General features: G+C 62.8%; 16 protein-coding genes. 5 read left to right on the top strand and 11 right to left on the bottom strand.

Translation table 11 applies throughout. From position 1 onward, the window contains the following. Positions 1–180 precede the first annotated feature (180 nt). A complete protein-coding gene (locus tag AB4N43_RS13655; RefSeq protein ID WP_460154152.1) occupies positions 181–4,791 on the top strand; it encodes a hypothetical protein in 4,611 nt (1,536 codons plus the stop codon). A gap of 58 nt (positions 4,792–4,849) precedes the next feature. Here the strand turns inward: AB4N43_RS13655 and AB4N43_RS13650 are convergent, their stop codons facing one another. The 11 genes from AB4N43_RS13650 to AB4N43_RS13600 all read right to left on the bottom strand — a co-directional run bounded on the left by AB4N43_RS13650 (position 4,850) and on the right by AB4N43_RS13600 (position 16,092). After that, on the bottom strand, positions 4,850–5,860 hold the full coding sequence (locus tag AB4N43_RS13650; protein ID WP_027921923.1) for a FecCD family ABC transporter permease: 1,011 nt from the start codon (positions 5,858–5,860) through the stop codon (positions 4,850–4,852). Continuing rightward, complete coding sequence (locus tag AB4N43_RS13645) at positions 5,857–6,804, bottom strand: ABC transporter substrate-binding protein (RefSeq protein ID WP_460154151.1); 948 nt, start codon at positions 6,802–6,804, stop codon at positions 5,857–5,859. Before AB4N43_RS13645 ends, AB4N43_RS13650 begins: the two co-directional genes overlap by 4 nt. After that, a complete protein-coding gene (locus tag AB4N43_RS13640) occupies positions 6,801–7,589 on the bottom strand; it encodes an ABC transporter ATP-binding protein (protein WP_460154150.1) in 789 nt (262 codons plus the stop codon). The genes AB4N43_RS13645 and AB4N43_RS13640 overlap by 4 nt, the downstream gene beginning before the upstream one ends. 168 nt (positions 7,590–7,757) lie before the next feature. Then, positions 7,758–9,140, bottom strand: coding sequence for a PepSY-associated TM helix domain-containing protein (locus AB4N43_RS13635; protein ID WP_027921920.1), 1,383 nt, complete (start codon positions 9,138–9,140; stop codon positions 7,758–7,760). Positions 9,141–9,269: 129 nt separating this feature from the next. Continuing rightward, positions 9,270–11,387, bottom strand: a complete 2,118-nt coding sequence (locus AB4N43_RS13630) for a TonB-dependent copper receptor (protein ID WP_460154149.1) — start codon at positions 11,385–11,387, stop codon at positions 9,270–9,272. 83 nt (positions 11,388–11,470) lie between these two features. Further along, entirely contained in the window at positions 11,471–11,920 is a 450-nt protein-coding gene (locus AB4N43_RS13625) for a DUF2946 domain-containing protein (RefSeq protein ID WP_027921918.1), read from the bottom strand. A gap of 12 nt (positions 11,921–11,932) precedes the next feature. Continuing rightward, positions 11,933–12,412, bottom strand: a complete 480-nt coding sequence (locus AB4N43_RS13620) for a copper chaperone PCu(A)C (RefSeq protein WP_027921917.1) — start codon at positions 12,410–12,412, stop codon at positions 11,933–11,935. Positions 12,413–12,460: 48 nt separating this feature from the next. Next, positions 12,461–12,859 carry a DUF2946 domain-containing protein gene (locus tag AB4N43_RS13615; protein WP_027921916.1) on the bottom strand — a complete coding sequence of 133 codons (399 nt, stop codon included), beginning with the start codon at positions 12,857–12,859 and terminating at the stop codon, positions 12,461–12,463. A gap of 200 nt (positions 12,860–13,059) precedes the next feature. After that, positions 13,060–13,794: a cobalt-precorrin-6A reductase gene (locus tag AB4N43_RS13610; protein ID WP_460154148.1), complete on the bottom strand. Its 735-nt coding sequence runs from the start codon at positions 13,792–13,794 to the stop codon at positions 13,060–13,062. Beyond that, on the bottom strand, positions 13,791–14,888 hold the full coding sequence (locus AB4N43_RS13605; RefSeq protein ID WP_194940955.1) for a cobalt-precorrin-5B (C(1))-methyltransferase: 1,098 nt from the start codon (positions 14,886–14,888) through the stop codon (positions 13,791–13,793). The genes AB4N43_RS13610 and AB4N43_RS13605 overlap by 4 nt, the downstream gene beginning before the upstream one ends. Then, on the bottom strand, positions 14,881–16,092 hold the full coding sequence (locus AB4N43_RS13600; protein WP_027921913.1) for a bifunctional cobalt-precorrin-7 (C(5))-methyltransferase/cobalt-precorrin-6B (C(15))-methyltransferase: 1,212 nt from the start codon (positions 16,090–16,092) through the stop codon (positions 14,881–14,883). The genes AB4N43_RS13605 and AB4N43_RS13600 overlap by 8 nt, the downstream gene beginning before the upstream one ends. A 144-nt stretch (positions 16,093–16,236) precedes the next feature. Here AB4N43_RS13600 and cobG point away from each other — a divergent pair, with 144 nt between their 5' ends. From cobG to cobJ, 4 genes are read left to right on the top strand one after another with little or no spacing between them, the layout of a single operon-like run. Beyond that, entirely contained in the window at positions 16,237–17,544 is a 1,308-nt protein-coding gene (gene cobG, locus AB4N43_RS13595) for a precorrin-3B synthase (RefSeq protein WP_460154147.1), read from the top strand. Beyond that, positions 17,537–18,163, top strand: a complete 627-nt coding sequence (locus tag AB4N43_RS13590) for a precorrin-8X methylmutase (protein ID WP_027921911.1) — start codon at positions 17,537–17,539, stop codon at positions 18,161–18,163. Before cobG ends, AB4N43_RS13590 begins: the two co-directional genes overlap by 8 nt. Then, positions 18,163–18,894, top strand: coding sequence for a precorrin-2 C(20)-methyltransferase (locus AB4N43_RS13585; protein WP_017336332.1), 732 nt, complete (start codon positions 18,163–18,165; stop codon positions 18,892–18,894). The genes AB4N43_RS13590 and AB4N43_RS13585 overlap by 1 nt, the downstream gene beginning before the upstream one ends. Then, positions 18,894–20,597 carry a precorrin-3B C(17)-methyltransferase gene (cobJ, locus tag AB4N43_RS13580; RefSeq protein WP_460154146.1) on the top strand — a complete coding sequence of 568 codons (1,704 nt, stop codon included), beginning with the start codon at positions 18,894–18,896 and terminating at the stop codon, positions 20,595–20,597. Before AB4N43_RS13585 ends, cobJ begins: the two co-directional genes overlap by 1 nt. Positions 20,598–20,604 lie beyond the last annotated feature (7 nt).

The following is a 20,604-nucleotide window of genomic DNA, read 5'->3' as shown; positions in this document are numbered from 1 at the left end:
ACTAGACAGCCCACGTCCGACGAACAACCTGAAAAAGCCGTGGGAAACTTCCAGATTTCGACACATCAATTAAACAAAAAATAAACTCGTCAGAAAGGGGACAGATTTATTTTCGGTGCGCCGGCGTGCGCAGCATTGGTGCTGGCTGCGTAAAAAGCGCAACACCGGAGGGCGATACATATGTACCACCTGCTGCGCTCCGGGATCCTGATCATCGTGGCTTCTCAATCGAGTGAGCAGCACATGAACGGCACCTCAATCAGCACACCTTCAACACCCCGAAGGGCGGCAACCTTTCCTGCCCTGGGGCCGACATTCACCAGCGCGGACGACGCGGCCTACTGGGCTCACCGGCAGATCGGCGCGCGCCGCGACAAGGCTTACGGCGGTGTAATCGTGCAGCGTGGCGACGGAAAATTTCAGCCCACGTTGCCAGTGGCGGGGAGGATGGGGCATTTCGAATTCGACTTCCTGCTGTCTACTGAAGCCCCCCGAGAGCTGTTTGCTCCACCGGGCTACAGTGGCGCGGCGTATTACCTGTCCCATTCGGCCAATCACGCTGAAGTCCTGCGTGTTCACCCAGGCTGGACGAGCGAGCAGATCACGTTGAGCCTCGGATTTTTTTCCAGAGGACATATTCTGAGTCATATGCAGGACCCGGGTGCCTATGGCCAGCGTCATTATCTGTCGGGTCCGGATGGTTCACTGATCAAGTACGAGTCCACTCAGCCGGCAGAAGAGAAAAAACTCTTTGAGCAAGGGTTCAAGGCTTTCGGTCCGTTCTCCGACGTTGAACACCTGATTCAAAAAATTGCCCAGACCGGCACGCTGAGCGTACTGGTCGCCAATGCGCCGTGGGGCGGCGTAAGAGGAAACGTGCCGGCGAACTGGACGCTCGGTACCGCAGCGGTGCGAAGTCCGACCCCGGTACAACCGTTTTTTTGTGCGGTGTTCAACCAAGTGGACAAGGCCATCGAAGCCGCCGCCGCGACAGTAACCCTGTCCACCGGCAGCGTTTATCTTGGGTTTGTTGTGACCTCTGCCGACAGCTCGGAGTGCATGGCGACCTATCCGGTACTTTCCAGCGAGCCGGCAGCCGAATTGTTCAAGACTTTTCCGATGAAAGCTGATCGCACGCTGGAGCGCCTGCTCGATTTCGACTTGAACGGCGTTTACTTCGTGCCGCAGGGCGATGCGGCTCAGAGTGCCAGTGAGCCCTGGCTTTATGAGCGGTTTTTTTCACCGGACGAATTGGCGGCGGGCATCAAATTTTCGCTGTGGGATGTTCACCGGCAGGAATACCCGGACTACCTGAAAGTGTACGCCCGGACCCGCGACGGTGCCGTGTTGCAGTACCGCCCCTCGGCGCACCAGCGTGAAGCTCCGCTGAAGGACAGCGCGGATTTCCATGTCCGACTGCAGGCTGGCACGCTCAAGCCTGCGGACTACATCAGGCTGGTGGTCGCAGCCGGCGAGCTGACGGTGCTGAAGGACAGCGCGTTGTGGGATGTGGTCGGGATCGTTGGCCCTGACTGGCAAGCCTATGCCAGGTCGCGGCGTTTGAGTCCTGCGTTCCTCATGGCGGACGATGCCGCACGTTTTGCCCATGAGTACATCGGCAGCCGGCGTGAACAGGGCTTTGTCGGGATGATTTTGCAGGATCGAAACAAACGCTTCGTCGCCACCGAGCCGGTGTTTGCCGCAAAACGGTTCGCACTGGACATGCTTTGCCCCCTCGACGCTAACGGCGCACCGATTGTGCTGGTCCAGGGGCACTCGTTTCATGGGCTTTACGCTTCGCGCTGGCAAGCCGATGCCGTGGGCATCACACGTACAGACTTGCACGGGCAACTGACGCACGTGCAAATGTTTACCGCCGAAGACATTCGCTCGATGTTCGACAGCCACGCGCATGTTGTCGATTTTTACCTGTCTGGCTCGGCCGACTCTCTATTGGTTTATAGCCCCGACGTATCGAAAGTGGCGGCTCGCAACCGCCTGCAGCAGCGGGTGGCCGTACTCGCTGATGGCAACACGCTAATAGATCGGGAGCTGACGGCCGGCACTCTGGAGCCCGGTGCAGTGGTCGATGAACTGGCCGGCACGGGCAGATTGCGTGTGGTGGTCGGCAGCGACGTGTGGGGGCCGCGGGGAGCGCTGCTGGGTGATGAACCAGATAACGAGGCCACCCGCACAGACATCTCCGCTCCGGCGCTGGGGGCAATTTTTACCAGCGCCGAAGACGCGGTGCTGAACGCCCGTCATCGAGCCCGGCTCGACTACCGCGCAGCCGCGGCGGGTTGGGGGTTTATCCTCAAGCACAAAGAGCGCGAGGAGTACGTGGCGACCGAAACGGTTACGACCGGGCGCCTGGGGACGCTCAACCAGGCGAGCGACTTCGGCGCTCCCGTGTTGATCGACGAGTTTAGGACCCTCGGGCTTTACTACGCGGCAAGCTGGATGCCTAAAGGGTCATCAACAACGGACGCCTGGTTAGCCCGGCATTTAGCGCCCGTCAGCGATCTGGCAGCAGCGATATACGACGACAAGGGCACGCAACGTCTGACGCATTTTCAGGACCTGAAGATTTTTATCGCGACACTGGATGGGGCATTGTTGCAGTACCAATACTCGGCCTCTTCAACACAATTCGACAATAAGGGGGTGCAGCAACTGACGTCAGCATTGGGCAAGGAAACACCACCCTATGCCAGCGTCATTCAAATGGTCGCCAAGGCCGGCGAACTGAAGGTGCTACGCACCAGTGAACTGTGGGACGAGCCGGGCAGTGTCGGTCCTGACTGGAAACCTTTCGCGCAGATCCAGCGGCGAGCGCTCAGCCCGGTCTTTCTGTCGCAGGACGATGCCGCGCGCTTTGCGCTGGCGAAGTTGGGCGCGCGGCGTGAGCGGGTCTACGGTGGCCTGGTGCTGCGTCGCGCCGACGGTTTGTTTGTCGCAACGTTGCCGGTGGCCGTCGAAGTCGAGAACTTCCCTGCCAGCTGGATTCGTCTGGACGAGTTGGCTGAACAGGGGTTGTTTTTGGCAGGGAGTACGGTCGTCGCCCGCTACCATTCCCGAATTCAGATCGAACCGATTTTCGCCCTGTCGAACCGCGAACGGGACGTGTATCTGAACATGTTTTCTACCGACTTTCTGGCGGACATCCTGACCGGCTCCGGGCGCTCCCCGTCTCTGTCGCCCGGCAAGGAATACCTGCTGGGGCTCGACGGCAGCCTGATCAGCTACACCCTCAGTGCAAGTGCCAGCGAAAAGCAGCTCGCCCGGGCATTGGCGCCACCCAGCCCGTTGCAGCGCCAGCACACACCGATTGAACTGTACATGCGCAACGGTACGCGAACCCCGAGTGAATACGTCAATCAGGTTGCAAGCGCCGGGCGGTTGCAAGTGGTTCAGGGGAGCCGACTGTGGGGAGAGGCCAGGCCACTGTCGCACTGGAGTGCTTATCCCGGCATTGTTTCGTCGCAAGTGAAGCGATTTGCCATTGCCGAGCCGGCGCTCAGCCCGGTCTTCACACAGATGGACGACGCCGTGCGGCATGTCCATCGCACGGTGGGCGCCCGTGCCAGCCTGATGTTCGGCTTTGTGCTCAAGGCGCTGAACGGTGAACGGTACGTGACGACGTTGCCGATCGACGGGGGACAAGGGCATCTCACGGTCGAGCGGGTGTTTCCCGAAGGTTTATTACCGTTGGGGTATCGAGTCGAGGGCCTCTATTTGTGTCCGTCGACCCGTCCGGGACGATTGCCCCATGACGTGACGCACAGCTTCATATCGCCTCGGGATCTGTCCTACGGGCTGGATGCTGTCGGTGTGCGCACGGCTGAAGGATCCACGTACCTCAACGTCTACTTGTCCTGCTCCGATGGCGCCTTGTTGCGTTACGCCCCTAGGAGCAAGGCCCCGGAATGGACCTTGTTTCATACCACGCAGGCCTACGAGAGAATTGTGCAATCAGGGCAGGAGTCGCTGTTCGAGTATCTGCGCAAAGTGATCGCCAACGGTGAATTGCAGGTCGTGGTGCGCAGTGCTTTCTGGTCGCCGTTCAGGGTTGATGCCCGGGGTGTCAAAACCGGCATCGGGTTGGTGAGGTGGGCGTCGGATAACCGCTTTGCTCTCGGGCCTGTATTCGCACATGCCGATGATGCGGCTCGCTCGGCCCAAAGTCAGATTGGCGAATACATCGGCCAGCAGTATCTGGGTGGCGTGCTGATACACCCGGCGTCATCGTCGTTCGTGGCTGTCGAGCCGCTTGAGGACGGCGTCGAGAGTGGGGCTGTCAGTGCGCTGTTTTACTCAGGACCGGGCGGGCCCATTGCACCGGTCACCGTGCCGGGCGCGCAGCCCTTGCTGTTGCCGGTTTTTCCGCAGGACTACAAATGGGTGGCTGTTCATCAGTTCTACAAACGCTTCAACCTGTTCGTGTGGGACCCCACTGCGTCTGATCGTCTACTGATGGACAACCTGGCGCTGGCCGATCTGTGGTTTTGCAGAGACGTCGTGAAAAAGAGCGGCGTCTCCGGGGGCAGTTGTTATTTCACCGGTCGTGGCGGAGCCCTGTTCAAATTCACCCCCAGCTTCTCGCCGCAGGAAACGGCCTTGTTCAACGAGGAGGCAAAGGACGGGGTGGCGGCTTACCTCGCCGCGCTCGCCGGTGTTGGTCGGCTTGAGGTCGTGGACACCGACGGCTACTGGCAATTTCGCGGGCGATTGAAGTCGACCTGGCAGCCACCTGTGCAGTCGGCGGCGAAGCCGGATCGTGACGAACTGTGAAGTGCAGCACTTATTGATCTGAGTGCCGGATGAACCGTGCCTTCCGCGCTGGCACGGCTCAGCGGCGGCGCATGAGGCCGATGAAGAACAGCCCGCCGATGGCCGCCGTGGCGACGCCAATGGGCAGGTCTTCCGGGGCGATCAGGGTGCGGGCGGCGACGTCGACCCAGACGAGGAACAGGCTGCCGAGCAACACGCACGCCGGCAGCAATCGCCGATGTTCCGCCCCGACCAGCCGCCGCGCAATGTGCGGCACCATCAGCCCGACAAAACCGATGGACCCGCTGATCGAGACCAGCACCCCGGTCATCAGCGACGCAATCAAAAACACCCGCAACCGCACACTGCGCGCATTCAGCCCGAGGGTCACCGCCGTCTGCTCGCCGGCCATCAACGCATTCAACGGCCGGGCCATGCCCAGCAGCAACACCAACCCCAGCAGTACGCTAACCGCTGGCACCGCGAGCAATTCCCAGCGCGCCAGCCCGAGCCCGCCGAGCATCCAGAACATCACCGCCGAACTGGCGCGGTGATCGCCAAGAAACAGCAGCAGATTGGCCATCGCCATCATCACAAACGACACCGCCACACCGCACAACAGCAGCCGATCACTGTCCAGCCGCCCGTGCCGATGGGCGATCACCAGCACGATCAGCATGCTGACCAACGCACCGATAAACGCCGCCATCGGCAAGGTCAGCAGCCCGACAATCTCACCCACATGCAGCACCACAATCACCGCGCCGAGGGTCGCGCCGGACGTGACCCCAAGCAGGTGAGGATCGGCCAACGGATTACGCGTTACCGCTTGCAGCACCGCGCCGATCAACGCCAGCCCGGCGCCCACCAGCGCGCCGAGCAACATGCGCGGTACACGGATCAGCCACACGATATGTTCCTGCCCGGCGCTCCAGCTCACCTCACCAAGCCCAAAGACCTTGTGCAGCAAAATCTGCCACACCACGTCCACCGGCACTCGCGCCGGGCCGAAGCCCAGCGACACCACGCACGACACCAGCAGCAACGCGCCGAGGGCCAGCAGCAACAAACCGTAGCGACGATTGATCATTCGCCGTGGAACCCTTTGGCCAGGGTTTCTACCGCCAACACGTTGTCGATGCCGGGCGTGGCCTGCACGTAGGGAATGACGATAAAGCGCTGGTTCTTGATCGCGTCCACCGATTGCAGCGCCTTGTTGTCGAGCAGGAATTGCTCCTTTTGTTCGGCAGTGACTTCGCCGTAGTCGACGATCACGATCACCTGCGGATTGCGCTCGACCACGCTCTCCCAGTTGACCCGCGTCCAGCTCGCGTCGACGTCATCGAGAATGTTGCGCCCGCCCGCCGCATCGATCAGCGCTTGCGGCATGCCCAGGCGCCCGGAGGTCATGGCGCGGCCTTCACCGCTGTCGTACAGGAACACCCGCGGCTTGTCCGCCGGCAGGTCCTGGCGCACCTCGTCGACTTGCGCCTGCATCTGCGCGATCAAGGCGTCGGCGCGGCCTTGCACGTCGAAGATTTTGCCGAGGTTACGCAGGTCGTTGTAGGTGTCTTCCAAGCTGGCGGCCGGGCGCTTCATCACGAAGGCGCAGGACTCGGTCAGCTCATAGACGTTGATGCCCAACGGTTGCAGGGTTTGCGGCGTCAGGTCGCCGCCCACGCGCATGCCGTAATCCCACCCGGCGAAGAAGAAATCGACGTTGGCGTTGAGCAGGGTTTCCACCGACGGGTACTTGGCGGCGAGCTCCGGCAAGCCGTCGAGGATGCTCTGCATCTCGGGCGTCACCGACTTCCAGCCGCTCACGCCGCTGTAGCCGGCCATGCTCGGTTTTAGGCCGAGGGCGAGCATCATCTGGGTCATGTTGATGTCGTGACTGACCGCGTGTTTTGGCGCGTGCTTGAAGGTCACTTCGCGGTTGCAGCTGTGCACGGTCAGCGGGTAATGAGTGGCCTCGGCCAAGGCCTGGGCACTGCCCAGCAGAAGGGCGGCACACAGCAGGGGACGCAACGTCATGGTTGGGTTATCCAGGTGATTCGTGGGTAGCCGTGCAGGGGATGGTCGTCGATCAAGGCGTCGACGCCGAAAACGTTGCGCAGCAGCGGGGCGGTCAGGACTTCTTTGGGGGTGCCGCTGGCGACGATGCGGCCGTGGTTGATCACGTACAGCCGATCACAGAAAGCCGCGGCGAGGTTGAGGTCGTGGATGCTGGCGAGGGTGCCGATCTTCAGGCGTTTGACCAGTTGCAGCAGTTCCAGTTGATAGCGCGGGTCGAGGTGATTGGTCGGCTCGTCGAGGATCAGCAATTGCGGCTGTTGCGCCAGGGCGCGGGCGAGGATCACCCGCTGCTTTTCACCGCCCGAGAGGGTGGCGAAAGCGTGGTCTTCAAAGCCGTTGAGGCCGACCGATTCCAGCGCCTGGGTCGCGAGGTTCCGGTCTTCGAGGGTGTCGCCATCGAACAGGCCTTTGTGCGGCGTGCGGCCCATGGCGACCACTGCTTCAACGGTCAGGCCGAAGGCGTCGGGGAATTCTTGCAAGACCACGGCGATGCGTTGCGCGCACCAACGGGAGGATTGCTTCCAGACGTTGTGGTGATTGAACTGGACCTCGCCACTCTCGGGTTTGCTGAAGCGCCAGGCGCAGCGCAACAGGCTGGTCTTGCCGCTGCCGTTGGGGCCGATCAACCCGACGAACTCGCTGGCGGCCACGTGCAAGGAGGCATCACGCAGTTGGAACTGGTGATGACAATTGCCGTGGCCCAGGGGTGTCCAGGCGAGGTTTTTGAGGGTCAGCGAGGTCATGCGTTTGCTCGGAGATTTTGGTGATGCGGATGACGTCATCGCGGGCTTGCCCGCGATGGCGGTTTTGAAACAAACGATGAATTTATAGTTATACAGTAACACTAAAGATAAGCGCGAGATAAGCGCGGGAAGTCTACAGGCCTGTCTAACCCGCGCATCTCGCCTGTTTCATGATGAAGATGAGGCCGATTCAGTTTGTCGGGTGAGGCGCGACAACAGCACGCGATCCAGCACCCAGACCACCACCAGTGAAGCCCCCACCAGCGGAAACATCACCGCCAGGGCGAACATGATGACCATCGCTGTTTTCCATTTAGGCAGGTCATGGCGCAGCGGTGGAACACCGAATTTGCCCTGTGGCCGACGCTTCCACCAGATCACCACGCCGCTGACGGCGCTGAGCAGGATCATCAGGCAAATCAGCAGCACGATGATCTGGTTGACCACACCGAACATCTTGCCTTCGTGCAGCATCACGCCGATTTCGGTGGCGCGGGCGACGGGGCCGTATTGTTCATAACGCACGTCGGCGAGGACGTCGCCGGTGTATTGATCGACGTGCAGGGTGGCGTCGTTGCGCGGGTCGTCGGCGAACACGGCAATGGTGAACACGCCGGTGGCGGTTTTCGGGAAAGTGATGCTGTAACCCGGCTCGACCTTGCGTTGCACGGCGATGTTTTGCACGTCTTGCAGGCTGATGGTCGGGGCGGCGGGGCCGGCTTGCGCGCCGCCGTGGGCCATGTGTTCGGCGTGGTCGCCGCCAGACATTGGCATCGGCGTGTTTTCCATTGCCCAAGGCACGGTCTGTCGGGTGGCGGTGTTGAGGCTGCGCGCTTCGACATCGGACGTGGGCACGTTGTCCCACATGGCGGCCGGGAACACGTTCCACACGCCAGCGTATTGCTGGCCCCAGAACCCGGTCCAGGTCATGCCGCTGAGCAGCATCACCAGCAGCAACGAGGCGCCCCAGAACCCGGTCACCGCGTGCAGATCACGCCACAACACGCGACCGCGACTGCTCAGGCGTGGCCACAAAATGCCGGCCGCCTGACCTCGGGGCCACCACAGGAACACCCCGGACACCACGAGCACGATGCCCCAACCGGCGGCCATTTCGATCAGTCGATCACCGACGGTGCCGATCATCAGCTCGCCGTGAATCGCCCGTGCAATGGCTTGCAGGTTGTTCTTGGCGTCTTGCTCGCCGAGGATGTCGCCGTGGTACGGATCAATGAACACGTTGAGTTCGGTGCCGCCGTTGATCACGACGAATTGCGCGCTGCGCTCGGCGTTGACCGGCGGCAGGTACTGTTTGATCGTGGCTTGTGGATATGCCTCTTTCACGCGTTTGAGCAGGTCGTCGGCGGACACCGTGTGGTGGTCGGCCGGGACGGTCATCAGGCTGCCGTACATCAACGGATCGAGTTGCGGTTTGAACAGGTAAAGGGTGCCGGTCAGGGCCAGCATCACCATGAAGGGGGCCACGAACAGACCGGCATAGAAATGCCAGCGCCAGGCCAGGTTGTAGAAATTCACTTTGGGCTGTTTCATCACGTGTGCTCCGCTTTGGCATGGATCTTTTAGTTGTTTGTTGGCGGTTGCTGCGCAACCGATCGCGAGCAAGCTCGCTCCCACAGGTTTCACACTGTCCATGTGGGAGCGGGCTTGCCCGCGATGCCTTTAGAAACTCATGTCCACCTTGGTCCAGAGCGTTCGTCCCGGTTCTTTAATGGCCTGCGGGTCATTGGCCGGGTAGCCGAAACCGGCGTTGCCGGCCAGGTTCAAGTGCTCGGCGTAGGCCTTGCCGAACAGGTTGTCGACGCCGGTGCTGACCCTCCAGTGCTTGTCGATTCGGTAGGCACCGTTGAGCGAGAACACGCCGAAGCCCGGGGTCTTGTCGAAGTCTTTGCCGACGACGTTGCCCTTGTTCTGATCGATGCGGTTTTGCGCCGCGACCACCCGCCACAAAACGCCGGCGCTCCAGTTGTCTTCGCTGTAAGTCAGGCCGAAACGCGCATCCAGTGGCGGCATTTGCGGCAGTGCGTTGCCGTCGCTGCTGTTCTTGCCCCAGGCGTAGGCCAGGGTCGCGTCGGCCTTCCAGTTGGAGGTCAGCTTGTAGGCCGCACCGAGCTCGCCACCCATGATTCGCGCGTCGATGTTTTGCGCCTGGGAGGTGGTGCCCATCGGGGTCGGGAGGTAGTTGAACAGGATGTAGTCGTGGACTTTGCCGACGTAACCCGAGGCCCAGGCGTCGAGGTTTTCGGTTTTGTATTGCAGACCGAAGTCGAGCTGGGTGGTTTTCTCGGGCTTGATCGAATCGAAGGCATTCACCGAACCGGCGGGGCCGAGCTTGGGTGAAAACAGCTCCCAGTAATCCGGGAAACGCTCGGTGTGGCCGATGCCGGCGTAGAGGGTGGTCGGGCTGTCGGCCAGGTCATGCTCATAGCGGACGAAGCCACTTGGCAGGGTGTCGGCGCGGGTGTCGTCGGCGGTCGGGTTGGGGCGGGTCGTCATCCCTGAGCCGGTGGTTTGCCGGTAATCCTTGGCCGAGGCGCGGTCCAGGCGCGCGCCGGTAATCAGCCGGTCGCGGTCGGCGGCGTACCAGGTCAGTTCACTGAAAACACCGTAATTGTGGAAGTCGGCGTCCTCGGTGTACGGCAGGTTTTTGTAAGTGTCGACGCCCATGCTGCCGCGCTGGCGGTGTTCGCTGGTTTGCGCATCGAGGCCGCTGATCAACTGCACATCGGCCCAGCGCCAGGTGCCTTTGATCCTTGCGCCGAGGGTGCGGCGGTCGACGTTCGAGGCCATCGGGCCGGACATCATCCCGGTGCCGGAGGGCGTGCGCAGGGTGTAGTTGTCCATCACGTGGTCGGCGTAGTTGTAGTAGATCTGCGCTTCGACCTTGTCCAGCACGTCGCCGATGTTCGACTTTTCGAAACGCAGGCCCAGGCTTTCACGCTTGAACTGCGAACCGTCCATGCCGCGCCCGGCGTAACGCGCTTCACCATCGCCCTTGCCGGCAGTCAGTTCCAGCAGGGTGTCGGCGTCCGGGGTCCAGCCGAGCATGACGTCGCCGTTCCACTTGTCGTAGCGCGAGGGCACGGTGTCGTTGTTGCCATCGCGATAATCGTCGGCGTGCGCGGTGTTGCCGATCACTCGCACATAGCCCAGTGGCCCGCCGGCAGCGGCGTCCACCACTTTGTCGAAACGGCCGTTGGAGCCACCCAAGACGCTGGCGTTCACCCGCGTACCGAGTTCGCCGAAGCTTTCCGGTTCACGGTCGAAGAGGATGGTCCCGGCGGATGCACCCGGTCCCCAAAGCAGGGTTTGCGGACCTTTGATCACGGTGAGTGTGTCGTAGGTTTCCGGCGAGAGGTACGAAGTCGGCGCGTCCATCCGGCCGGGGCAGGCGCCCAGCAATTGGCCACCGTTGGTGAGGATGTTCATCCGCGAGCCGAACATGCCGCGCAGCACCGGGTCGCCGTTGGTGCCGCCGTTGCGCACGAGGGCGAAGCCGGGGATGGTTTTCAGATAGTCGGCACCGTCGCTGGCCGGCACCGGCTGGCGCGGGTCCTTGGGGTGGGTGACGATGGTCAGCGGCGAGCTGGGAGCGATCGCGGTGATCACCGTCGGGCTCAGTTCTTCGATATGGCCCGCGTGTTCATCGGCCAGCGCCATGGGTGTTAATAGAGCGCCACAAAGGAAGGCGGTGGCGTGCCTGAAACGAACACTGGCGTCGTTCAGGGCAAAAGAAGCTTGGGCAGTGCTCAAGCGTGAGTCAGCAGAAAACCTGGACATGACAATTTCCATCGAGCGGCATAAACGACACGGCCGACAGCCTGAAGCTGTCTTCGAATCCGTGTGAGATCAGAGGTGGGTGTTTACGCGACGATGGGCGGGGCGCGGGTTCGGGCGCCGGGGAAGACGGTTTGCCGGGCGTGGCCCAGGCGGGGGGACGGAGTAGTGAAGGTGTGGGGGAGCGGGGTGTTGAAAGTTGTGAATGAAACACCGCCGGTCAGCGCCGGGCAGTTGAACAGCAGGCTGCAATAGCCGCATTTTTCCCAGATCGCGTGGTGCGACGGGGTGGGCGGGCAGTGCTCGGCAGCGGGTTGCGCGCCGTGGTCGGCGTGCTCCATCGCTGACATGTCCATGCTCATGTCCATCGACATGTTCATGGCCATTGCCGAGGCGCGTTGATCCATCGGCATCGACTGAGAAATCAGCGGACCGATAAAGATCATCAGCATGGCGAACAGGCTGATCCAGCTGCCGCGCGTCAGGCTCAATGACTGACGGCGTGTCGCGGATGACCTGGCGCTAGGCGGGCGCATTTGCTCAGCCGGTTACTGGGCGTGAGCGTGCATCTGCATGTCTTCGGGCGGCTTCTTCTGCACCGAGACTTCGACCGTCACGTCACCGGCCTTCTCGAAATGCATCGTCAGCGGGAAGCGTTTGCCGTCGCTCAACAGGCTACGGTCTTTCAGGTTGACCAGCATCACGTGATAGGCCATCGGCGCAAACATGACGTTGCCGCCCGCCGGAATATCAACGCTCGGCACCTGTTGCATCTTCATCAGATCGCCTTGCATCACGTGTTCGTGCAGCTCGGCTACGGCCGAAATCGGCGAGTCGACACTCAGCAGGCGATCAGCGGTTTTGCCGCTGTTGTGAATCACGAAATAGGCGGCAACGGTTGGCGCGTTCGGCGGCAACTCCTGCGACCACGGGTGAGCGATTTCCAGCTCGCCGACTTTGTATTCGTGGGCATTGGCAAAGCAGGCAGGCAGCAGCAACGCGGCCAGAACGATGAGTTTGTTCAACATGGCAGTTCTCCAGAGCGATTCAAAACGCAGATCAATTGCGAGAAGGAATCACACCAGAGGGGAAGCGCGGGGGTTGAGGTTGGGCCATTGCTGGCGCGGTGTGGGGATATCGAGTGTGACGGCAGGCAGGCTTCGATTGGCCTCGAACTGCGCGAAGTACAGCTGCGGCTCATGCCCTGGCAGCGCCACGACAGGCGCTGCGCCCGAGCAACACCAGCAATGCTGCATGTTGGAGTGATCGTCGCCTTGCGGCGCTTTCTGCCCGAGATCGCCCAGGGAAATCGCTACCATCTTGGTGCCGCTGGACGTGCAGAAACTGCCCCACAACAATTGCTCGGCAGGCGATTTGGCAGACTGCGCCATCGCATTGCTCATCGGCATGGCGAGCATGTTGAACAGCACTGCGAAGCAGGCGATCCAGGCAATTGCAAGCCGATGTCGGGACATGGGGAAATCCGTTTGGGTGGGCGATCAAGCGCAGCTATTTAGCCTGATCAGGGCCGATAAGTAAAAAAGCGGCGTGCGGTGTGGTGTCGCAGTGCCACGCTTTCATAAACTTCATGATAGTCGCGAATTTCAGATTGCCAGTGCCGACCAGCGAGGGGCGCGCATTTTTTGTAGCCGCTGCCGAAGGTTGCGTCCGGCTGCTACAGGTTTTGTGTCGAACTCTTGCGCAAGGCTGCCAGCACGTCCGCCAGCGTACTGAACTCTCGATCAACTTGTGGCAACGCCGGCCGTTTCAAAACAATCACCGGCACCCCCCGCTCCCGCGCCACTTCCAGCTTCGGCTCGGTCGCGGTGCTGCCGCTGTTCTTGCTGATCAGCACATCGATCTGTCGGCGCTCAAACAGCTCGCGTTCTTCCTCGATCACAAACGGGCCGCGTGCGCCGATGACTTCGCAGCGGTCGTTGCCGGGGTAAACGTCCAGCGCACGTAACGTCCAGAATTGCTCCGGCGGGATTTCGTGCAGGTGCTGCAAGGGTTCGCGACCGAGGGTGAATAAGGGGCGGTGGAAGGGTTGCAGGGCTTCGATCAGTTCGGACCAGTCGGCGACTTCGCGCCAGTCATCCCCGGCCAGGGGTCGCCAGGCCGGACGGCGCAGCGCCCAGCAGGTGATGCCGGTCAGCTGTGCGGCCGTCGCGGCGTTGTGGCTGATTTGGGCGGCGTAGGGATGGGTCGCGTCCAGCAGCAGGTCGATGCCTTCTTCGCGAATGAACTGCGCCAGACCTTCCGCGCCGCCGTAGCCGCCGACGCGCACCTGACAGGTCAGATCCGTTGGCACCCGACCCACACCGGCCAGGCTGTAAATGTGTTCAGGGCCAAGGGTGCGAGCGATGGCCAGCGCTTCCGTCACGCCGCCGAGCAGCAAGATGCGCTTCATTGAAAAGCCCCCGCATGGCCGACAATGCCGCCCTGACGATCGATGGCAAACACTTCGACCTGAACCTGCGCCGGCACCACGCTACGGGCAAATTCCAGGGCGTGCTGACACACCGCATCACCGAGGGCGATGCCCGCAGCGGCAGCCATCGCCAAGGCTTGCTGGCTGGTATTGGCCTCGCGAATGGCCTGTTGCAGTGCTTCATCCGCGCCGACCGCTGCTGCCCATTCCGCCAGTTGCGGCAGGTCGATGCTCGAATGCCGACTGTGCAAATCCATGTGCCCGGCCGCCAGTTTGCTGATCTTGCCGAAGCCGCCGCACAGGCTGAGTTTATCCACAGGCACTTTGCGCAGATGCTTGAGTACGGCGCCGACGAAGTCGCCCATTTCGATCAGGGCGATTTCCGGCAAGTCGTAGACCCGGCGCATGGTGTCTTCGCTGGCGTTGCCGGTACAGGCGGCAATGTGCAGGTAACCGTTGGTTTTGGCGACGTCGATGCCTTGGTGGATCGAGGCGATGTACGCCGCACACGAAAATGGCCGGACGATGCCGCTGGTGCCGAGAATCGACAGCCCGCCCAGTATCCCCAGGCGCGGGTTCATGGTTTTCAGCGCCAGGGCTTCGCCGTCCTCGACGTTGACGGTGACCTCGAAGCCGCCGCGGTAGCCGAGTTCTTCGGCCAGCAAGGTCAGGTGATCGGTGATCATTTTGCGCGGCACCGGATTGATCGCCGGTTCGCCGACGGCCAGTACCAAGCCGGGGCGCGTCACCGTGCCGACACCACGCCCCGCCTTGAAATGAATGCCCGGCTCGACGCTCAGGCGCACGTGTGTGTACAGCAGGGCGCCGTGCGTTACGTCAGGGTCGTCGCCCGCGTCTTTGATTGTTCCGGCTTCGGCGCCGTCGTCGGTCAGGCGACAAAATTCCAGGCGCATCTGCACGTGTTTGCCCTTGGGCAATACGATCTCGACCGCGTCAGCACCCATGCCCCCCAACAACAGACGCGCTGCGGCCAGACTGGTGGCGGTGGCGCAGCTGCCGGTGGTCAGGCCGCTGCGCAAAGGGGCGGGTTGTTCGGCGGTTTCGTCACGCATCGCAGGGCTTCGTCACGTCCAGCAGGGTAATCGGCAGCGCCTGGCGCCAGGTGTCGAATTCACCCAGCGGCTGCGCCTGGGCAATGTGGATGCGGGTCAGCTCGCCGCCATGCTGTTCGCGCCAGGCCATCAGGGTCATTTCACTTTGCAGCGTGACCGCGTTGGCGATCAATCGACCGCCGGGTTTGAGTTGCGCCCAACAGGTATCGAGCACGCCTTCACGGGTGACGCCGCCCCCGATGAAAATCGCGTCCGGGCGTTCGAGCCCGGCCAGGGCCTGGGGTGCGTTGCCGCGAATCAGTTGCAGTCCGGGCACGCCGAGGGCGTCGCGGTTGTGTTCGATCAGCGACTGTCGACCTTCATCGGCTTCAATGGCCAGTGCGCGACATGTCGGGTGGGCGCGCATCCATTCGATGCCAATCGAGCCGCTGCCAGCGCCGACGTCCCACAGCAGCTCACCCGGCACCGGCGCGAGGCGCGCGAGGGTGATGGCGCGCACGTCGCGCTTGGTCAGTTGGCCGTCGTGTTTGAACGCGGAGTCCGGCAACCCGGCCAATCGCGAAAGGTTCGCTGTGCTCGGCTCGGCGATGCACTCGATGGCAACCAGGTTCAGGTCGGCGATCAGCGGATCATTCCAGTCATTGGCAACGCCATCGATGCGCCGTTCGGCTGCACCGCCCAGATGTTCCAGCACGGTGAGGCGGCTCGGACCGAAACCGCGTTCGCGCAGCAGAGCGGCAATCGCCGCCGGGCTTTGACCGTCGTTGCTCAGCACCAGCAAACGCACGCCACTGAACACCTGCGCATTGAGGGCGGCGAGCGGCCGGGCAACGACTGAAAGCGTCACCACCTCCTGCAACGGCCAGCCCATTCGCGCGGCTGCCAGCGAACAGGAGGAAGGCGCCGGCAGGATCTGCATGTCTTCAGCCGACACCTGGCGCGCAAGGCTGGCGCCCACGCCGAAGAACATCGGATCGCCGCTGGCCAGCACACACACCGCCTCACCGCGACGGGCCAACAGCGGCTCAAGGGAAAAAGGGCTCGGCCACACCTGGCGCTCGCCACGGATGCACACTGGCAGCAGATCCAGTTGCCGCTGGCTGCCCATAATCCGCGAAGCGCGCAGCAGGGCATGCCGGGCGTTTCTGCCCAGGCCCTTGAAGCCGTCTTCACCGATTCCCACTACTGTCAGCCAGGGTGACATCTGCAGTCCTTAAAAATAGTCCTCAATCGGACGGTTCCGACGGGCAGGCTTTTCATGCCGCCTGACAAAGCAGGCATAATACCGCGCCTTCGCCCGCGAAGCGCCTTTCCCACACAGCCGGTCGCCCCCTTGAACGAACGTCCGATGTCCACTGCCTTACGCCCCTCGGCTTGCCCGGGGTTGCTGCGTATTGTCCAGGCACTGGACGGCGGCATCTGCCGGATCAAGTTGAATGGTGGTTCGATCAGCGCCGATCAGGCCGACGCGGTGGCGAGTGCTGCCGAACGCTATGCCGGGCGCGTGATCGAGGCGACCAACCGCGCCAACCTGCAAATTCGCGGGATTGGCGGTGAACACGCAGCCTTGATCGACAGCCTGATGGCGGCCGGACTCGGCCCGAGCAGCGCCGCTGGCGATGATGTGCGCAACCTGATGCTCAGCCCGAGCGCCGGGATCGATCGGCACCGGTTGATCGACACGCGCCCGTTGGCCGGGCAGGTTCTCGCCACGCTGCAAAGCGATGCACGCTTGCATGACCTCAGCGCCAAATTTGCCGTGCAACTGGATGGCGGCGAAGCCTTGGCGATGCTCGAACATCCCCATGACCTGTGGCTGGCAGCGATTGAGCGTGACGGCGAACAACGCTGGGCTTTCGGTCTGGCCGGGTGCCCGACAGACGTGCCTGCCGGTTCGGTGGCGCTGGATCAGGGCCATGCGCTGGTCGTTGCGGTGCTGGAGTTGTTTCTTGAAAGGGCTCGTCCCGAGCAGACACGCATGCGCCATTTGCTCGCTGAATGTTCACTCGACGCGTTTCTTGCTCGACTGGCCGAGCGAGTGCCGCTGAAAGCCATCGAGGGTTGGCAGCGCATCGCAGGTCCGAATGCCTTGCACATCGGCGCTCATGCGCAGCGTGACGCCGAGCGCGTGTACATCGGCGCAGTACCGCCGTTGGGACGTCTCGACCCCGCGATGCTGCGCGGTGTCGCACAACTGGCACGGGAACACGGTGACACCAGCCTGCGATTCACGCCGTGGCAAAGCCTGTTGCTGCCCGGCGTGCCGCTCGACAAGGCAGCGCAAGTTATCCACAGCCTCGAACAACTCGGCCTGCGCTGCTCGGCCGATGACGCCTTGGCCCACCTGATCGCCTGCACCGGCTCGATCGGTTGCGGCAAAGGCCTGGCCGACACCAAGGGCGATGCCCGGCAACTGGCCGCGCTGCTGCAACGCCAAGGGCTGGCGCTGAACGTTCACCTGTCGGGTTGCTCGCGCTCCTGCGCGGCTGCGCACATCGCGCCGATGACCTTGCTGGCGGTTTCCGCCGGTCATTACGACCTCTATTTTCGCGACGCAGCACAGCCCGGTTTCGGCGCGCTGCACGCACGCAATCTTACTATTGAAGCGGTCGCAGCCTTACTCGACGACCGCTCACGGAGCCCCCTAGATGCTTGATTACATCCGCGACGGTCAGGAGATCTATCGCAACTCCTTCGCGATCATTCGCGCCGAGGCCAACCTCGCACGCATCCCCGCCGATCTGGAGAAACTCGCGGTACGCGTGATCCACGCCTGCGGCATGGTCGATGCGATCGACGGCTTGCAGTTTTCCGAAGGCGCGGGCAAGGCCGGGCGCGAGGCGCTGGCCGCCGGTGCGCCGATCCTGTGCGACGCGCGGATGGTCAGCGAAGGTGTCACCCGCACGCGGTTGCCGGCGAACAACCAGGTCATCTGCACCCTGCGCGATGACAGCGTTCCGGAGCTGGCTCGCGAATTGGGCAACACCCGCTCCGCCGCTGCGCTGGAGCTGTGGCGTCCGCACCTGGAAGGCAGCGTGGTGGTGATCGGCAATGCGCCGACCGCGCTGTTTTACCTGCTGGAAATGCTCGATGCCGGTGCGCCGAAACCGGCCCTGATCCTCGGCTTCCCGGTGGGTTTCGTCGGTGCCGCTGAATCCAAGGCTGCGCTCGCCGCCGACAGTCGCGGTGTACCGTTTGTGATCATGCAAGGCCGGCTGGGCGGTAGCGCCATGGCCGCCGCCGCCGTCAACGCCCTCGCCACGGAGATCGAATGATGCAGCAACCTGGACGCTTGATCGGCCTGGGCGTCGGCCCCGGTGATCCGGAACTGATTACCGTCAAAGCCCTGCGCCTGTTGCGCGAATCGCCAGTGGTGGCGTACTTCGTCGCCAAGGGCAAAAAGGGCAACGCCTTCGGCATCATCGAGGCGCATTTGCAGGACGCGCAAACCCTGCTGCCGCTGGTGTACCCGGTGACCACCGAAGCACTGCCGGCACCGCTGTCGTACGAGCAAGTGATCAGCGATTTCTACGATGCGGCCGGCGAAGAGCTCGCGGCGCATCTGGACGCGGGCCGTGACGTGGCAGTGATTTGCGAGGGTGATCCGTTCTTCTACGGTTCCTACATGTACCTGCACGATCGGCTGGCCGAACGCTATGAAGCCGAAGTGGTGCCGGGCGTGTGCTCGATGCTTGGCGGCGCTTCGGTGCTGGGTGCGCCGTTGGTGTACCGCAATCAGAGTCTGTCGGTGCTGTCCGGCGTGCTGCCTCACGACGATCTCAAGCGTCGGCTGGCCGATGCCGATGCGGCGGTGATCATGAAGCTGGGGCGCAATTTCCCCAAGGTCCGCCAAGTGCTTGAAGAACTCGGTCTAGCGGAACGTGCGCTCTACGTCGAACGCGCGACCATGGCCAATCAGAAAATCGTCCCACTGGACCAGGTCGAGCCGATGTCGTCGCCATACTTCTCGCTGATCATCGTTCCCGGCGAAAGGTGGCAAGGCTGATGGCCCGTCCAGCTCCGGCGATTGTCATTCTGGGCAACGGCAGCCTCGCGACCGCACGCAAAATCCAGCAGGTCTACCCCGGCGCTCTGATTCATGGCCTGGCCGGACGGGTTGAAGGCGCGGACCGTGTTTATCACGAGTTTGGCGCCACCGTGCGCGAGTTCTATCAGCAGGACACACCGATCATTGCCTTGTGCGCGGCCGGGATCGTGATCCGCACCCTGGCGCCGTTGCTGCTTGAGAAGGGCGCCGAACCGCCAGTGCTCGCGGTGGCCGAAGACGGCAGCGCCGTGGTGCCGCTGCTGGGCGGTCTCGGTGGCGTGAACGTCATGGCGCGGCAGATTGCTGCCGGTCTCGACGTGGCGGCGGCGATCACCACCAGCGGTGAATTGCGCTTCGGCACCTGCCTGCTCAATCCACCCAACGGCTACGCCCTCGGCGATCTGGAACTGGGCAAACGTTTTGTTTCGGATCTGCTCGCGGGCCACAGCGTGCGCATCGAAGGGGCGGCCCCTTGGCTGGCACAAGCGCAGTTGCCGGAAGACCCGGAGGCGCCGTTGTCGATTCATGTTGGCAGTGCCGAGCGCACGCCGGTGGCCAATGAATTGCTGATCTACCCGCGCAGCGTGCTGGTGGCGGTGAGCGCCGAGGTGGCGGATCTGCCGAACGCGATTCGCGGGGCGTTGCATCAGGCAAACATCGCCGTGCAATCGCTGGCGTGCTTGCTGGCCAGCGATCGGCACATGGCCAATCCTGCGTTGCGCGAAGCGGCGCTTGAACTGGGCGTGCCGCTGCGGTTTGCGTCGGTCAACGGCGGCGTCAGCGAGCTGGCCCGCCACACCGTGCCGAACGCTACCATTGTGTCGGCGGAGACCGGCATCGCCATCGCGGTGGCCAACGAGCCACTGGAGCTTGCACAGATCGGGCGTGCACGCGGTCGTCTGGCCGTGATCGGCCTGGGCCCAGGCGCTGCCGAACTGATGGTGCCGGCGGTCAAGGCCGAACTGGCGCGCGCCAATGACGTGCTGGGTTATGAAACCTACGTGCGCATGGCCGGGCCATTTCGCGAGGATCAAGTGCTGCATTGCACCGACAACCGCGAGGAAATGCAGCGCGCTCGCCACGCCTTTGAGCTGGCGGCCCAAGGGCGGTCGGTGGTGGTGGTTTCGTCGGGGGATCCGGGCGTATTCGCCATGGCAGCCGCCGTACTCGAAGCGCTGCATGAGTCGAGTGAGCCGGGCTGGCACAGCGTCGATCTGGAGATTCTTCCCGGCGTCTCCGCGTCCCTGGCAACCGCGGCTCAGGCCGGCGCGCCATTGGGGCACGACTTCTGCGTGATGTCCCTGTCAGACAACCTCAAGCCTTGGGCAATGATCGAGAAGCGGCTGGACCTGGCGTCTCAGGCCGACCTGGCGCTGGCATTCTACAATCCGATTTCGCGGTCGCGCCCGTGGCAACTGGGGCGGGCACTGGAGATTGTCGCGCAGCACCGCTCCGCTGAAACGCCGGTGGTGTTGGGGCGGGACATTGGTCGTCCGGGCCAGACGTTGCGTGTCACCACGCTGGGTGATCTGACCCCCGATCAGGTCGACATGCGCACCATGGTGCTGGTCGGTTCTTCCACCACCTGCGTGTTCCCGCGTGCCGAGGGTGGCCAGTGGGTGTATACGCCACGCTGGTACGGTGACAAGCCCTCTTCGTGAAAGTCGG

The sequence above is a fragment of the Pseudomonas sp. S2_B07 genome (genome assembly GCF_054668435.1).
Note: the sequence above shows the minus strand (reverse complement) of the source record. Positions and strands in the feature narration are given on the sequence as shown.

Coding starts and splice junctions, on each gene's coding strand:
- AB4N43_RS13655 (WP_460154152.1), top strand. CDS start 181: ATGTACCACCTGCTGCGCTCCGGGATCCTGATCATCGTGGCTTCTCAA.
- AB4N43_RS13650 (WP_027921923.1), bottom strand. CDS start 5,860: ATGATCAATCGTCGCTACGGTTTGTTGCTGCTGGCCCTCGGCGCGTTG.
- AB4N43_RS13645 (WP_460154151.1), bottom strand. CDS start 6,804: ATGACGTTGCGTCCCCTGCTGTGTGCCGCCCTTCTGCTGGGCAGTGCC.
- AB4N43_RS13640 (WP_460154150.1), bottom strand. CDS start 7,589: ATGACCTCGCTGACCCTCAAAAACCTCGCCTGGACACCCCTGGGCCAC.
- AB4N43_RS13635 (WP_027921920.1), bottom strand. CDS start 9,140: ATGAAACAGCCCAAAGTGAATTTCTACAACCTGGCCTGGCGCTGGCAT.
- AB4N43_RS13630 (WP_460154149.1), bottom strand. CDS start 11,387: ATGTCCAGGTTTTCTGCTGACTCACGCTTGAGCACTGCCCAAGCTTCT.
- AB4N43_RS13625 (WP_027921918.1), bottom strand. CDS start 11,920: ATGCGCCCGCCTAGCGCCAGGTCATCCGCGACACGCCGTCAGTCATTG.
- AB4N43_RS13620 (WP_027921917.1), bottom strand. CDS start 12,412: ATGTTGAACAAACTCATCGTTCTGGCCGCGTTGCTGCTGCCTGCCTGC.
- AB4N43_RS13615 (WP_027921916.1), bottom strand. CDS start 12,859: ATGTCCCGACATCGGCTTGCAATTGCCTGGATCGCCTGCTTCGCAGTG.
- AB4N43_RS13610 (WP_460154148.1), bottom strand. CDS start 13,794: ATGAAGCGCATCTTGCTGCTCGGCGGCGTGACGGAAGCGCTGGCCATC.
- AB4N43_RS13605 (WP_194940955.1), bottom strand. CDS start 14,888: ATGCGTGACGAAACCGCCGAACAACCCGCCCCTTTGCGCAGCGGCCTG.
- AB4N43_RS13600 (WP_027921913.1), bottom strand. CDS start 16,092: ATGTCACCCTGGCTGACAGTAGTGGGAATCGGTGAAGACGGCTTCAAG.
- cobG (WP_460154147.1), top strand. CDS start 16,237: ATGTCCACTGCCTTACGCCCCTCGGCTTGCCCGGGGTTGCTGCGTATT.
- AB4N43_RS13590 (WP_027921911.1), top strand. CDS start 17,537: ATGCTTGATTACATCCGCGACGGTCAGGAGATCTATCGCAACTCCTTC.
- AB4N43_RS13585 (WP_017336332.1), top strand. CDS start 18,163: ATGCAGCAACCTGGACGCTTGATCGGCCTGGGCGTCGGCCCCGGTGAT.
- cobJ (WP_460154146.1), top strand. CDS start 18,894: ATGGCCCGTCCAGCTCCGGCGATTGTCATTCTGGGCAACGGCAGCCTC.